This window comes from Desulfonatronovibrio magnus, assembly GCF_000934755.1.
Classification (GTDB): domain Bacteria; phylum Desulfobacterota; class Desulfovibrionia; order Desulfovibrionales; family Desulfonatronovibrionaceae; genus Desulfonatronovibrio; species Desulfonatronovibrio magnus.
In genome coordinates this window covers 66,424-81,650 of record NZ_JYNP01000015.1, presented here as the reverse complement: position 1 = coordinate 81,650, position 15,227 = coordinate 66,424, and the positions used below count along the sequence as shown (strand labels likewise).

16 protein-coding genes are annotated in these 15,227 nt (G+C 44.5%); 9 read left to right on the top strand and 7 right to left on the bottom strand.

What is annotated here, in order from left to right:
• The first annotated feature begins 377 nt into the window (after positions 1-377).
• From LZ23_RS01375 to LZ23_RS01335, 9 genes are all read left to right on the top strand, one after another.
• Positions 378-866 (top strand): LysM peptidoglycan-binding domain-containing protein, encoded by a 489-nt coding sequence (locus LZ23_RS01375; protein ID WP_045210925.1) that lies wholly within the window; start codon positions 378-380, stop codon positions 864-866.
• A 216-nt stretch (positions 867-1,082) separates the two neighbouring features.
• Positions 1,083-2,918, top strand: coding sequence for a triose-phosphate isomerase (locus tag LZ23_RS01370; protein ID WP_045210923.1), 1,836 nt, complete (start codon positions 1,083-1,085; stop codon positions 2,916-2,918).
• Positions 2,919-3,102: 184 nt separating this feature from the next.
• Positions 3,103-3,561 (top strand): hypothetical protein, encoded by a 459-nt coding sequence (locus LZ23_RS01365; protein ID WP_045210921.1) that lies wholly within the window; start codon positions 3,103-3,105, stop codon positions 3,559-3,561.
• A 20-nt stretch (positions 3,562-3,581) separates the two neighbouring features.
• Complete coding sequence (gene coaBC, locus LZ23_RS01360; RefSeq protein ID WP_045210920.1) at positions 3,582-4,802, top strand: bifunctional phosphopantothenoylcysteine decarboxylase/phosphopantothenate--cysteine ligase CoaBC; 1,221 nt, start codon at positions 3,582-3,584, stop codon at positions 4,800-4,802.
• Positions 4,784-5,413 (top strand): hypothetical protein, encoded by a 630-nt coding sequence (locus LZ23_RS01355; RefSeq protein ID WP_045210918.1) that lies wholly within the window; start codon positions 4,784-4,786, stop codon positions 5,411-5,413. Before coaBC ends, LZ23_RS01355 begins: the two co-directional genes overlap by 19 nt.
• A 227-nt stretch (positions 5,414-5,640) precedes the next feature.
• A complete protein-coding gene (locus tag LZ23_RS01350; RefSeq protein WP_045210916.1) occupies positions 5,641-6,927 on the top strand; it encodes an NfeD family protein in 1,287 nt (428 codons plus the stop codon).
• A gap of 20 nt (positions 6,928-6,947) precedes the next feature.
• Positions 6,948-7,739 (top strand): slipin family protein, encoded by a 792-nt coding sequence (locus tag LZ23_RS01345; protein ID WP_045210914.1) that lies wholly within the window; start codon positions 6,948-6,950, stop codon positions 7,737-7,739.
• 33 nt (positions 7,740-7,772) lie between these two features.
• A complete protein-coding gene (locus LZ23_RS01340) occupies positions 7,773-8,060 on the top strand; it encodes a GAK system XXXCH domain-containing protein (protein ID WP_045210913.1) in 288 nt (95 codons plus the stop codon).
• Positions 8,061-8,415: 355 nt separating this feature from the next.
• On the top strand, positions 8,416-8,640 hold the full coding sequence (locus tag LZ23_RS01335) for a hypothetical protein (protein ID WP_045210911.1): 225 nt from the start codon (positions 8,416-8,418) through the stop codon (positions 8,638-8,640).
• 215 nt (positions 8,641-8,855) lie between these two features.
• Here the strand turns inward: LZ23_RS01335 and LZ23_RS01330 are convergent, their stop codons facing one another.
• From LZ23_RS01330 to LZ23_RS01300, 7 genes are all read right to left on the bottom strand, one after another.
• Positions 8,856-9,200, bottom strand: a complete 345-nt coding sequence (locus tag LZ23_RS01330) for a cupin domain-containing protein (RefSeq protein WP_045210910.1) — start codon at positions 9,198-9,200, stop codon at positions 8,856-8,858.
• A gap of 193 nt (positions 9,201-9,393) precedes the next feature.
• A complete protein-coding gene (locus LZ23_RS01325) occupies positions 9,394-9,753 on the bottom strand; it encodes a 4Fe-4S binding protein (protein ID WP_052507014.1) in 360 nt (119 codons plus the stop codon).
• Between the two features lie 8 nt (positions 9,754-9,761).
• Positions 9,762-10,838: a hydrogenase large subunit gene (locus LZ23_RS01320; RefSeq protein ID WP_045210906.1), complete on the bottom strand. Its 1,077-nt coding sequence runs from the start codon at positions 10,836-10,838 to the stop codon at positions 9,762-9,764.
• Positions 10,839-11,222, bottom strand: a complete 384-nt coding sequence (locus tag LZ23_RS01315) for an NADH-quinone oxidoreductase subunit C (protein WP_045210905.1) — start codon at positions 11,220-11,222, stop codon at positions 10,839-10,841.
• 19 nt (positions 11,223-11,241) lie between these two features.
• On the bottom strand, positions 11,242-11,688 hold the full coding sequence (locus LZ23_RS01310) for an NADH-quinone oxidoreductase subunit B family protein (RefSeq protein ID WP_157493074.1): 447 nt from the start codon (positions 11,686-11,688) through the stop codon (positions 11,242-11,244).
• A gap of 231 nt (positions 11,689-11,919) precedes the next feature.
• Positions 11,920-12,768 (bottom strand): respiratory chain complex I subunit 1 family protein, encoded by an 849-nt coding sequence (locus tag LZ23_RS01305; RefSeq protein WP_157493073.1) that lies wholly within the window; start codon positions 12,766-12,768, stop codon positions 11,920-11,922.
• 5 nt (positions 12,769-12,773) lie between these two features.
• Positions 12,774-14,684: an NADH-quinone oxidoreductase subunit 5 family protein gene (locus LZ23_RS01300; RefSeq protein ID WP_045210900.1), complete on the bottom strand. Its 1,911-nt coding sequence runs from the start codon at positions 14,682-14,684 to the stop codon at positions 12,774-12,776.
• Between the last annotated feature and the right edge of the window lie 543 nt (positions 14,685-15,227).

The following is a 15,227-nucleotide window of genomic DNA, read 5'->3' as shown; positions in this document are numbered from 1 at the left end:
GTTTATATTCTCTCTGTAAAGTAATAGATTAGACCATTGGATATGGCACGCGGACAGGCTTTTCCAAAGCTCAATATGTCTTTGGGGTCCAGACCGGGAATCCATCGAAATTTATTTTTTTCAACCAGGAACGAAGAATCAGGCTAACTGAGCTGTCAAGTTACGAAAATATATTGGAAAAAAATTCGTGTAACAGTTTAGCCATTTGCATGTGGCAGGGGGACTGGCTCTCCCAGCCCTTGTTTTACTAAGTCTGTGTTTTACATCAACAAAAAACAAGGGCTGGGGTGCCTGTCCCCTGCTTTCCTTAGAAAAAAGCTAAACTATTACCAATTCGTGCATTTTCAAATATATTAACTTTTTGTATGGAGGAAGGAATGAAACGCTACATTATACTTACATTGCTTTTGCTGGCTCTAATCAGCTTCGGCTGCGCCAAGAAGCCGGCACCGCCTGAGCCTGCACCACCCCAGATTGAGGCCAAGGTTGAGCCACCTGCTCCTGCCCCAGAGCCTGCCCCAGCAGCTCCTCCGCCACCAACGGCGCGAGAACTTTATGAGCGCAATTATGCCATGCTTCCGTCAACACATACTGTTGTGAGGGGGGAATGTCTCTGGTGGATCGCCGAGTACCGACAGATTTATAACGATCCTTTCATGTGGCCTCTTATATATAAGGCCAACCGTGATCAAATCAGAAATCCTGATCTTATTTATCCAGGCCAGGTTTTTCAGATTCCGAGAGAATTTCAAATGAATGCACTCAAAGAGAACCGCCGTATGGCTGGTGCCCCAAGGCCATATCTTCCTCCCCAGTCTGCCAATCTGCCGGCAGACATCAGGGCTGAGCTTGGCTGGAGCTTTTAGCTTGATGACTTTATAGATGCAGCAGCTTCGGTTATCTTACCGGGGCTGTTGCACCCGCCCAAATCATTCCTTCTCACTTTCAATTTACTTTAATAACACCTGCCTGCAGTCTGATTCCAAAGTGCCAGGCATAAGAGTCTTGTTTCAAGAAGTCTTGATATTTTAACACCTCTATGCTATGTATTTACCATAATCGAATTATAATCAGGAGGATTTATGTTTGACTCACTATTTCATAAAAACCCGGCCAGATCTAAATACAGGATCGATGATGTTGACAACCCGGAGCTTCTAAGGGAAATCTACCCTTACAACAATATATGCAGGGTTGCCTTTGACGACTCTTTTATCATGCCCAGGCCTCCCGAAGAAATATTTATTACTGATACCACCTTCAGGGACGGTCAGCAGGCACGGCCTCCTTTTACGGTCAAGCAAATTGCTGATATCTACGAACTTATGCATAAGCTTGCCGGACGCAGCGGACTGATCCGGCAAAGTGAGTTTTTTCTATACTCGGATAAGGATAAGAAAGCAGTCCATGCGTGTCGTGATAAAGGCTACAAATACCCTGAAATTACAGGATGGATAAGAGCCAACAAGGATGACCTCAAACTGGTCAAGGATATGGAACTTCCTGAAACCGGAATGCTGACTTCGGTTTCTGACTACCACATTTTTTTGAAGCTCGGCAAGAGCCGTGCTCAAGCTGCCAGAGATTATCTGGAACTGGTGGAAGCTGCCCTTGACTGGGATATTATCCCAAGATGTCATTTTGAAGATATCACCAGAGCAGATATCTATGGCTTCTGCATCCCGCTCGCCCAGAAAATGATGGAACTCTCCAAGCAAAAAGGATTGCCGGTCAAAATCAGGCTCTGCGATACAATGGGCTTTGGAGTTCCCTATCCGGGTGCTTCTCTGCCGCGCAGTGTATCAAAAATAGTTCGCACCTTCACTGATGAAGCTCAGGTCCCAAGCGAGTGGCTTGAATGGCATGGTCATAATGATTTTCATAAAGGGTTCATTAATGCCACTACAGCCTGGATATACGGATGTTCAGGTGTCAATGCCACCTTGTTCGGTTTTGGAGAAAGAACCGGAAATGCTCCCCTGGAAGCATTGGTGGTGGAATACATATCTCTGACAGGTGATGATGACGCCGCTTATACACCGGCTATAACTGAGCTCGCCAGGTACTTTCAGAAAAACCTTCATGTGGATATACCGCCCAACTATCCTTTTGCCGGTAGAGATTTTAACGCCACCAGTGCAGGCATCCATGTAGACGGTCTTCTTAAAAATCAGGAAATATACAATATATTTGATACAGCAAAAGTGCTGCACAGGGATGTTCCCATTATCATCACAGATAAAACAGGGCGTGCCGGAGTGGCCTACTGGATTAACCATAACCTGAATATTTCAGAAGACCAGCATGTTGATAAGCGTCATCCTGCTGTAGGCAAAATCTATGACAAGATCATGCGATCATATGAAAAGGGTAGAACAACCAACTACTCGCATGAAGAAATGCAGAAGCTTGTGCGCAGATTTATTCCTGATCTGTTTATGTCTGACTTTGACCAGCTTAAAGCCCTGGCCAAAAAGGTGCTGACCAACATAATGAAGGAGCTTGCAGACAATCCAGGCATGGACACCATGGACAAATCCAGAATCGATGCATCTCTAAAGGGATTTTTAAGAGAATACCCTTTTATTCAGTATATGTACGTAACTGACTTAAATGGCTGCTTGCTAACCTGGAATGTTAGTGATATTGGGGATTTATCCAAGTACAAACAGGTAGAAGCAGGAACTGATCTTTCTGATCGGGAATGGTTTATCAAACCTGTAAAAACAGGAAAGCTATATATTACAGATTTTTATAAATCATTTTTTACCGGCAAACTGTGCCTCACTGCTTCAACCCCAATCTTTACTGCGGAGGATGAGATTGTGGGTGTGCTTGGGGCGGATATCAGGTTCGATGAACTTGTTAAAATCCAGGAAGGTTTGGCCGATGATCAGGAAATGTTTCATGAAGAGTAACTGGGCATAAGGATAACAGAAAACAACTGGGCACTGCATTTATACTTATGAGCGTTTAACCAGGGCTTAGTTGACAAGAAAAAAACATACAGGTGGATTCTGTATCCAGCAGGCAATAAAAATAAAGCGGCAGGATGCAGATTTCACCTTGAGTAAATATCATTTTTTTACCAAGGAGAACATTATGCATAAGTTTTTTTACCTGCTGGTTATCATTATGTTGTTGACCGGCTGCAACACCATGCGCTCCAGCCCGGCCAGTGACAACTTTCAAGAAAGAGAGACTTTTGAGGAAGATACTTCAGATGTGCAGCCTGCAACACACAGGTATTTTGATTTTGAAGACATCCCTATTCCCAAGGGGATGAATCTTAACACAAAAGACTCAATTCTTTTTGAGTCTCAGGATATCAAGGCCGGAATGCTGACATTTTCTGGCAGGGTGGACAGCGAATCGCTATTCAACTATCTGCAGGTGGCGATGCAGAATGAAGGCTGGAGGCTGCTCAGTTACATCAAATATGGCAGTTATATCATGACCTTTGACAAAGGCGATCGATTGTGCACCATGCGTATCATTGAAAGGTCGTTCAGCTCTGAACTGCAGCTTTGGATTTCTCCCAAGCTTAATGCGAGCTATTAGGAGACTATTCAGGACAGAAAATGCTCCAGCATCATTATCCGGTATTCAAAATTTTCAGAGGTAAACGAGTCCATTTTGGACTTACCGGCAGTGTGGCAGCTTATAAAATTCTGGAACTGCTGCGTCTGCTGAAGAAATCTCATATTGATGCTGGAGCGACCCTCACCAATTCTGCAGCCTCTTTTGTCACGCCTTTAAGTCTTCAGGCCTTAGGAGCGGATCCCGTGTATTCAGGCTCTGAATATGACCAGGCTGATATATTTTCTCATCTTTCTCCAGGCCGGACAGCTCATTCTTTTTTTGTAGCGCCTGCCACAGCAAACATAATCAGCAAGGCTGCCTGTGGACTGGGCGATGATCTTCTCTCAACACAGCTTCTAGCCTGGAAGGGAGCAGCTTACTTTTGCCCTGCCATGAATCCTGCCATGTGGGACAACAGCGCAGTTGTTCATAATATTGATGTTTTGATCAAAAGAGGTCATACTATTATTATGCCCCATGAAGGTTCGGTTGCCTGCGGACAGACCGGGACCGGGCGACTGGCTCCAGTAGCTGATTTATATTATCATGTGCTCAGGTCTCTCGGTGCAAACGACCTTGAAGGACAGAAGGTTCTGATTACAGCCGGACCTACTCATGAGTATTATGATCTGGTTCGTTTTTTAAGCAATCCATCATCCGGAAAAATGGGGCTGGCCATAGCTCTGGCCTGCTGGATAAGAGGCGCTCAAGTCTATTTTGTTCACGGTCCCATGGCCCCTGTTTCCGGATTGCCCGGATTTGAGCCCATAGCTGTAACCACAGCTATGGGAATGTTTGATGCCTGTTCATCTCTATGGCACAAATGTGACAAAGGAATTTTCAGTGCTGCAGTCTCTGATTTTGCACCTGTACCATGTCCTGATGCAAAATTTAAAAAACATGGCATAAAAAGCGTTTGCTGGGAAATGAACTCCAATCCTGATATTCTGGCTGAGATGTCATCTCGGAAAACCAGTCATCAGACAATTGCAGGATTTGCTGCTGAAGCAGACCACTTAGAAGAAAATGCCCACCTTAAGCTCAGAAACAAGCAGCTTGATATTATCGTCGCCAATCATGTGCAACCCCTGCAGACTCCCTTTGGCAGTAATGACAACAAGGTATTTGTAATGGATAAGCATGGTCGCCGGGAGACCTGGCCAAAACTTTCCAAGGCAGAAGTAGCCTGGAGGTTGATAGATTGGTTCAGCCTGATTTAAGTTTTTATCAATCGTTTTTGCGTGCTCACGGCATAAAATACATACTTGGTGCCAGGCCCATGCCCATGTCCAGTTTAAAGCAACCTGTAAAAAAACCAGTTGCTGCTCAACCTCCAGTTCAACCTGAAGTGTCATTGCAACCAACTGACCCTCCAAAGCCCACATTTAACACAGACATACCTGCTGCATTGTTGCCTTATAAGAGGCCTGCCTATTCCCTCTGGTCATATTATGAACTGTCTTTAGATATTGAACAGGGATTTACAAATTCCAGAGGAGCATTACTTAATAATATCATAAAAAGTCTAGGCTGGCCGCAAAAAGATTATACTTTCTGGCCACTTTCCAGCTTAGAGCAGGAAAAACAATTTTCTGACAGGGCAATTTTTTTCAAGGGGCTGTCCCTTATCAAACCGGCTTATGTTTTTATATTCGGAGCACCGGCCTATAACATATTATTCAAAAACAAGGATTTTTCATACGGAGTTCATACTTTGGATGAGCATGTGGTTGTTGCTTTACCTGACCTTAACTCTCTGCTTCCCGACAACAGAATTCTTAAGGGGCTGACCTGGAATATTCTCAAACAGTTTTCATCACAAAGGTATTAACCTTTTGTAATAGTTCAAACCTCAGGATGTGTCATGAGGCCAGGCTTTTCCGGGACCTGATTGCCATATAAATGACACGTTCAAAACATCGGTTACTGCTCAAGTAGGGCCCGGAGTGCCTGACCCTGCTTTCCTGAAAACAGGGCTAAACTTTTGCAGGTTCTGAATTTATTTCCGGTCTGTTTTTCATAAATGTGTAATTCTTTCCAAATACTCAAAGGATGATCATGAAGAAATATATTATTATGCTCATGGCTTCAGTTTTTTTGCTGCTGACCTGGTCCTTATCTGCTGAAACCAACAGACACAGGATACTTACAGTCAACATTGACGGTCCAATTACTCCTGCCCAGGAGGAGTTGCTTGATAACGCATTAAGAATGGCCTCAGAAGAAGGTTTTATCAATCTTATTGTGGAACTGGATACTCCTGGCGGGCTTGCTGAGTCCATGCGGAATATGGTCAAACTCATCTTGAATGCAGATGTTCCTGTTACGGTATGGGTTACCCCGGATGGTGCAAGGGCTGCTTCAGCAGGCGTATTTCTTGTAGCTGCCTCGGATCTGGCAGTCATGAGTCCGCAATCCACCATAGGTTCTGCTTCACCAGTAGATATTTCAGGGCAGGAAGCAGAAGACACCATGGCCAAAAAAATTGTCAATGATCTTTTAAGCCTGATCAGGTCCGTGGCCCAGGAGCGAGGTAGAAATGTTGACTGGTATGAAGCAGCTGTGCTGGAAAGCGCAAACCTCGACGCTGCAGAAGCTCTTCAGCTCAAGGTTATTGACCTTATAGCAGGATCTCAGCACGATTTACTGTCTCAAATGGGCAAGAGAGGCGTGACATTTCAAGGTGAGGATATTTATTTTGAGCCTGCAGACGTAGAAATCGTTGAGTTTGAGCCGGGGCTGAAGTACAAGATACTTTCATGGCTTCTACATCCGCAGATTGCTTACCTGCTTTTTCTGGCAGGCATGGTCGGTCTTTTTTTTGAATTTTCCAATCCAGGAGCGGTATTTCCCGGTGTGGTGGGGGCGGTATGTCTGGTAGTGGGACTTTATTCATTGTCAGTCCTGCCAACTAATGTTACTGGTATCTTATTGCTTGTTCTGGGGTTTATTTTCGTTCTCATTGAGGTTAATGTCCCAACATTCGGCTTGCTTACTACGGCCGCATTGGTTAGTTTTTTCTTTGGGTCATTGTTTTTATTTGACTCAGGATATCCATTTTTTCAGTTACCGACTATGACAATTATTCCCGTAATATCCATAATGACAGTGGTGCTCCTGTTGCTGGCCTATCTTATAGGGAAGTCGCAGCTTGCCCCCAAAACAAGTACGTCCGGCATTACCCAGGATATTGTCAAGATTATCAACTGGAAGGGCAGGGAAGGACAGGTCAGGGTGCGCGGAGAGATATGGAAGGCTCGCTCGGACGAGCCTGTTGAGCTTGAGCCGGGACAGGAAGTGAATATAGACAGAATTGAAGGAATGACCATACATATTAAGACTTAAATTTTTTTCAGGAGGTTTACATGCTGACTTATGCCTTACCGATTATTATTCTGGTAGTTCTATTTCTTATGAACGCTATCAGGATCCTCAATGAGTACGAAAGAGCTGTGGTTTTTCGATTGGGACGTTTTTTAAGCGTCAAGGGCCCCGGACTCATCATACTCATTCCTATTCTTGATAAAATGGTCCGAACCCAGCTGCGTATTGTAACCCTGGATGTTCCTCACCAGGAGGTTATTACTCAGGATAACGTCAGCATCAAGGTAAATGCTGTTGTTTACTACAGAGTTGTTTCTCCTCAGAGCGCCATCCTTGAGATTGAAGATTTTCACTTTGCAACTTCCCAGCTTTCACAGACAACACTAAGAAGTGTATGCGGTGCAGCCGAGCTTGACGAAATTCTTTCTCAACGCGACAAGTTGAATTCAAAGATCCAGTCCATTCTCGATGAACAGACTGACGCATGGGGTATCAAGGTAACCTCTGTTGAACTAAAATACATTGATCTTCCACAGGAAATGCAAAGAGCCATGGCCCGTCAGGCAGAAGCAGAAAGAGAAAGACGAGCCAAGGTCATTGCTGCTGAAGGTGAATTCCAGGCTGCTGACAAGCTTTCAGATGCTGCCAAGATCATTTCTGATCACCCGGCCGCTTTGCAGCTAAGATACTTGCAAACCATGCTGCAGATGACTTCTCAGGCCAGTAATTCTACTGTAATTCCAATACCCATTGACATGTTTAGCGCCCTTAAGAGTGTTGTAAGCGCTCATTCCGGGATGACTAAGCAAGATTCCTCGCCTGAAAAGGCTTAGCTAATCTCAAGAGACAGGCGGGATGGTACTGCGATGGATTTCAAGAATGTAAAAAAAGAACTTGAAAAGGTATATGAAGACATTTCCCATCAGATCGACAACAACAAGATGCCTGAGCTTAAACCCCTGCAGGAGTTTACCAGGCTCGCGAGACTCATGCCCATGCTGGCTGATGACGAGTGGATTGGCGAGGCCGAGGATTTTTCACACCTTGCCACTCAACTCCTGCAAGCAGCAAGGCATGAAGACTTTGGCACTGTAGTCCAGCTCATGGACTCCCTAAATGATGCCATGCAATTTTGCCATAAAACATTCAGATAAATATCGGGCAGCCTGCGCAACAGGTTGCCCTTTCCTTTTTTGTATCTGTTTAGCGCTTTTAAGGAAAGCAGGGGACAGGCACTCCGGGACCCACTTGAACATCATTTTGTGCTTAAAATATCTTCTTTTTGGGACAAGTGGGTCCCGGAAGAGCCAGTCCCCCTCCGGGCTGTATGCCTCCGGGCAGGAAGCCATGCCACATGCAAAGCGCTAAACAGATACCCTTTTTTAAACAGGCTGTCTGCTCAAAGTTAGTGTTTTTGAGTAATAGCTACGATAAGAGCATGATTGAAGCCTGATAACATGTAAATTACAGGCACTGCCTGTGCACAAATCAAAACCAAGGGAGAAACAAATGCATATCTTTGCCGATGGATTGACCACACTTTCGTTTTCCAACAACAACCTGCGCATCAACCTGTATCAGAATGGACCCAATGAAACGCAAAACGAAGTCGGATCTCTTATAATACCTATCAATCAGGCAGCAAGCTTTATCAATTCCATGGCCAGCGGGCTGACAGATCTAAATGAACAACTTAAGGCCCAGTCCCAGGAAACACAGGGTACACCGCAATAATCTATTAACTTTTGCCAGTCAGTTATCAGTTTTCCGGTTACAATCGTAGCACTACAGAGACATTGAGTTATGAACTGCATTGGCCACCGGGGACAGGCACTTTTGCCGACCTAAAACCGCAAAACAGCCGGACTGTTTTGCAACAAAAGTGCCAGTCCCTGTGCCACATTCCTAAGCCTGAAATATGCTTTTATCTCTCAAGCCAGACTTCAGGCTTAAAATAATGGGGGGCTGTGATGAACAAAAAGCCGTAAGATTTCGTCACCTGTATTGTGTAATCCGTGCTCTGCTGTGGCTGGCACATATATATAGTCACCGGCGCTTACTTCTATCCACTCCTGGTTGATATAGGCCCTGGCAGTGCCTGAAACAACGTAAATAGAGTCTATTTGCAAGTCATGGGTATGGATGGGTGCCTTGACTCCTGGGTCAACCTGTAATTCTGATACACTGACTGCTTCAGAATCAGTGCTTTTAATAAGAATTGCGATCTTTACCCCTGCAAATTTGGGATGGTCTTTATACTCTCTTGATGTAATCCCGCAATGAATAGCCTTCATAATTCTCTCTCCTTTGATAATGACTTTGCAGCGAATTTATATATTTTTAGTAATGTTTAGCCTGTTTAAGGAAAGTGGTAAAGCGACCCCAGGGGGCCACTTGAGTTATAACATATGCCTCTAAAGTGTTCTTTGTGAGGCAAACAGGCTTTAGAATCTGACCTGGTTCACACCAAAGGTTTAATTTTTAGATTTATTTATTTTTGCTGGATTTGACAATGGGTGGACGTGAGTGCTGCTGCAGAAATTTGTCATGGACAGGGAAATTGGGCTGATTTTCATGAATTAAGCACTGGGTCGGGCAGACTTGAACGCAGATACCGCAATAAACACAGGCCATGGGATCAAGCTCCCATTGTCCGCTTTTCTTGTCCACCGCAATGCAGCTTGATGGACATTTCTTAGCGCATATGGAGCAGAGGATACACTCATCAATATTAATACCTATCCGTCCTCTGGCCTTGGGAAATGGCTCTCTTTTAACTCGCGGGTAGTCGCGGGTAGCCTTTTTGCGCGTAAAATTTTTGAAAATTTCCGAAGTAAAATTAAGCATAAATATCCCTATCGTTCAGTACAGCTGACACATGGGTCAATAGACATGAGTACTACAGGAGCCGAAGCCAGGTCCTGGCCGGGCAGCATCTTCATTAATGCCGGCGTGTTGGCAAAAGTAGGAGTTCTTATGCGCAACCTGTCGAGATATTTGGAACCATTGGCCAGAACATAATGTATCAGTTCACCTCGCGGCTGCTCTGTTCTGCCCATGGCCTCGCCTTTGGGATTCCCCTTGACCTTGACTGAGACTTCGCCTTCAGGAAGCTTTGAGATGGCTTTACGGACCAGTTCAATACACTGCAATACTTCTCTGAAACGAACTTTGGTTCTGGCGAAGCAGTCACCTTCAGTTTCCACCACAGGCTCAAAGTCCAGCTCACCATAGGCTGCATAGCCGGTCTGTCTTGCGTCCTGAGCCACGCCACTGGCTCTAAGCATGGGACCTACACATCCAAGTTCATATGCTTCATCTTTTGTCAGAACTGCTATTCCTCTGGTTCTTTTCTGGACTGAATAGTCTTCAAAAAAGACCTTTTGTAATTTAAGCAGGTCCTGCTCAACCTGCTGGACTACATCAAGGATTTGTGTCAGCTGATCCTGTTCCAGATCATATCTTGTGCCTCCGATAATGTTTACGGAAATAATGACCCTGTTGCCTGCAGTAGACTCCTGAATATCCATGATTTTTTCCCGAATTTTCCAGCACTGCATAAAAAGGCTTTCAAAGCCAAAGGCATCAGCGAAAAGGCCCATCCAGAGCAGGTGGCTGTGGGCTCTGTGCAGTTCAGACCAGATTACACGTAAATACCTGGCTCGGGGAGGCACCTCAAGTTCGTACATTTCTTCCATGGCCTGGATATAGGTTAAAGCCTGAATGCAGCTGCATATTCCGCAGACTCTTTCCACCACCTGGACCATCTGTTTGAAATCTTTTTTGGAAACCAGAGTCTCTAAACCCCGGTGCACATAACCAAAACCTGGAACTACATCAGTGATTATTTCGTCTTCCACAGTCAGTTTAAGGTGAATCGGTTCAGGCAGAACAGGGTGTTGAGGGCCAAAAGGAATGATTGTCCGTCCCATTTACTGCTCCTTTTCGGTTCCAGGTTTGTCCTGAACCTTGATTTGCCCATAAGGCAAAGTTCTTACTTCTTCCTGGACAAACATATGCCCCTGGTAATCTATTATCAGATCCTTAAACTGCACATTGTAGAAATCCTGGATTTCATTTTCAGCAAGAAAAGCTGCGAAATAAATACTGGAGATGCTTTGAAGGGGCGCGTCTCTAAGCTCTCGCAGGCGAACTCCCCGGGTTTCAAGGTTGTGATCAAAAGAGTATATCAGTTCCAGTTCATGGCCGTAGTCAAGAGCAGTTATGGCCATGAAACGATATCCATTTTTCTTGAATTCCTGAACATGACTCAGTAGGTCACTCAATGATATGGTTTCATAATTTTTTAAAGTCATGTGTATATATTCTTGTTAGTTAAGAGTTAGCATTTTTAAACATTTTTACTGCCTGAAGCGCACCGTCAATTATGGATTCTGGTTTTGGTGGACAGCCTGGCACATAAATATCCACTGGAATTATTTTATCAGCGCCCCCCAGAACATTGTAGCATTCGCGGAAGATGCCGCCACTATTGGAGCATGAACCTATGCTTACAACCACCCTGGGTGCAGGCATTTGATTGTAGACATTGGCCAATACGTGCTTGTTGCGATGGTTTACAGTTCCTGTAACCAGAAAAATATCTGCGTGTTTGGGGTTACCGACATTGATTATTCCAAAACGCTCCATATCATAAACAGGGGTCAGGCAGGCCCAGGTTTCTATATCGCAGCCATTGCAGCTGCCGCAGTCAAGATGAACCATCCATGGAGAACCGACCCTGGAAGTAAGGGTCAATTTATTTATAAACTTTTTGAACATGGTCATGAAAGTAATTTCTCCGATTGAGGTCCGAGGTCTGAGTCTGAAGTCCAAAGTCTAAAGTCCAAGGTCCAAAGTCCAAAGTCTAAAGTCCAAAGTCTTGAGCTTCATTCTCCTGCTTCTTCCTTCTTCCTTCAGCCTTCTTTTTTCAGCTTTCCCAAAAATTTATCATTGCGTGAAAAACTTGCAGCTCATCATTACGAATAAGTGTGAAGTTTCAATATAATCACATTAAATACTTAGAATAAAAACATAGTTGATGATGATCATGCCCAGTCCGGCAGGCCATACATATGCTACCATCCATCTCCATGTGGAACGGGCAGTAATGTTGTCAATTACAATTTCAGCAAAGTATGTCAGAAACAGGAGAATAGCCATGCCTGCCAGACTTGTGGACCAGAAGAGGCTGAATACAGCCAGAATAAAGACAATTTCATACCAGTGAGCGATTTCTACAAAAGCGAGTTGAGGGCCTGAATAATCGGTTAAAGAGCCCTTGACGATTTCCTGATGTCCGTGATGTGAGGCTGAAATATCAAATGGTGATTTTCGCAACTTTATAGTCAACGCAAAGCCCAGTGCTATATAAATCAGGGGCAGATTAAAGAGCAAAGGCTGATCCCAGGTTTGAATGTAAGATACACTGAAGCTTCCGGTGACCAGGAAGAATCCTGCGAAGCTCAACAGGATCAGAGGTTCGTAGGTTAGAACCTGTATAAGTTCTCTTTGGGCGCCTATCTGGGAAAACGGTGAAGGTGCAGACATTGCTCCCAGGACAAAAGCAACTGCTCCAATGGTTAGAATGAAAAAAATCAGCAAAAGATCTGAGCCGAGAAAGAAAAGAAATACAGTAGTCATGGCTGAAATTAGATACACCATGACACATATCCTTTGTCTGGAATTGACAGCCATGCATTCTTTGCCAAGGAGCTTAATAATATCGAGAAAAGGCTGGTATATTGGAGGGCCCACCCGTCCCTGAAACCAGGCTGTAAATTTGCGGTCGATTCCGCTGATCAGAGCCCCTGCAAAAGGTGCCAGAATTACAGCTGTCAGGGCCAGGAGCAGATTGGACAGAGTAATCATAATGAAGCCGCCAGAAGTAAAATTATAAATCCTGATGCAGCAATATTAACAGCAAGGCTGACTCGCTGCTCGGGTAAAATTGTCTGAAGATAATAGTTGCCTGAAACAAAAGGAACAAATGTGCCTAAGGGATCATAAAAGCCTGGAATTCCATTCCGGGTCTGATTCAGCCCGGAGTAGTATGGAGTTGCGTCTGGCTTGCGGCTATCTTTGTCAGCCTTAGAAAAGTAGCGAAGAAGCAGGAAGCTGATAATGAGAAAAACAGGGTACGCAATAAAAGCCCCGGCATGACTGAAAAGCAGGTCAGTCTGGTAGAAAGGTCCCTGATGAGCAAATACAGTTTCTGTAAGAGGTATGGCCATATATTTGTATACGATCAACACTCCTATGCTCAGTATTATTCCCAGTATACCCAATGCAGTCAGGGGCCACTCTATAAATCTGGATTCACTGCTCATGGTTTGAGCTGGTTTTGCAGTGTTAATAAGCAGGCCTGCCCACCTGGTCCAGTAAATAACAGTAAAGGCACTGCCAAGTGCCAGCATGACAACAATGACCGGTAATTGTGCTGCCGCGTGCACAGCCATCCATTTGCTGACAAGAGCCCCAAAAGGAGGCAAAAACATGGATATCATGCCGAGCACCAGCAGTATGGAAATTCTTGGGTGTTGAGCCATAAGCCCCCACATGTGTTCGATACTTTTACTGCCTGTTATTTGTTCAATCCTGCCAACACCCATAAAAAGCAAGCCTTTGGCCACAGCATGAAAGATAATAAGCAGGATTGCAGCACTGTATGCTTGAGGGGTTCCTATGCCCGCACAGGCAATGATCAGTCCAAGGGTGCCTATGGTGGAGTATGCAAGGATTTTTTTGGCGTTGGACTGAGTAACAGCCAGGATTGATGTGCACAAAAAGGTTAGTGCTCCAAGGATGGTCAGGTAAATTGCAAGGGAAGAACCATGGTAAACAGGAGCAAGTTTAAGAATCAGAAATACTCCTGCATTGACCATTGTTGATGAGTGCAGCAGGGCAGAAACCGGTGCAGGGGCAACCATTGCTCCTGTCAGCCAGGATTGAAATGGCAGTTGCGCAGACTTGGTCAATGCTGCGATACACAATAAAGCAACAGGCAAATAAAGGACTTCATGAGAAGCAAGGGCGATCAGGCTGTTGATTTCAAGAGGCATCGCCTGCAGGTGCAGTAAGTAAATGGCCCAGATAAAACAGACTCCACCCAAAAGGTTTATCCACAAAGCCCGCAAAGCGCTGGTAATGGCTTCGTCTGTTCTGTTATGAGCGATCAGCACAAAAGAGCAAAGAGTTGTCAGTTCCCAGAAAAAGAACATCCACAGCAAATTATTGCTTAAAACCAGCCCATTCATAGCTCCTAAGAAGAAAATCAGAAAAAAAAGAAAGATCCCGGTCTGCAAGGGGGGTTGATCATGTTTGTCGGAGTGAACACGCATATACTCAAGGGCGTATAATATGATGAGAGAGCCAACAAAACAGACAATGAGAACAAGAATTAGACTGAGCTGGTCTGCAGCTATGGAAGCTTCAAAAAACTGGTTTTTCTGTTTTGAAGCTTTTATCAGGGTTAAAGGAATAAGCTGCAGAATGACAAGTATGATCGACAGTTTATGCCTGAAAAGCAGGGCAATGGTTAGAATGATTCCCAACAGGATGAAGTCTGCCCAGGATAAAAGAGTGTGCCAGTCAGCATGGGTCGTTGCTGGTTCTAATGAAAATGGACCATTGGCAAGAAGTGCCAGTGAGGCAACAGCAATAACAAGGCAAAACCCGCCTGTTAGAGAACGTTGCAGGAGAGTGTTGTTTATAAAGCCGGTCAGGGCCATAAACATGGGCAACAAAATAAGAAGAGCTGTCAGGGAATCGATGTTCATATTGATTTAACCTGGACAATGCAGGTTCAGTAATAGTTAGTTTTAAACTGTAAACAATTCGTGTTTTTTGCTATAGCAAAGAATATTTTTTTGTATGAAAAGTCGCTAATGGTGCTGAATTTATTTTCCTAATTCTTTTCGGACCAGTGATCAGACAAGCAGGGTTGTAATACCGTGAGTCAATTAATTAACTAAATTGCCATGACATGTAAAGTGCTCGAGTAAAGTCTAACGCGGGTTGTACCTGCAACCCAAAAAAAATATTTTAACCGCCCGTTCGAAGACTCACTCAAGACGCAAAGGGCGCAAAGGAAGAAAGAAGTTTTTTCATTTGCCGGGGAACGGCAAATGAAAAGGCAGCCTTTTTTGAAAACTGAAGCCCGGTTTTCAAAAATATATCTTTCTTATTGTCTTGAACTTTGAGTCCTTTGCCTGCCCAGTTGATTTGCTCGAAGAGCAAGCCCGAAGGGCATTCAACCGGGGCGCCTGCGGTTCAAATGTACTTGTTTTATGAAAGGGTTTCAGGAGTAAGTTACTTAACTT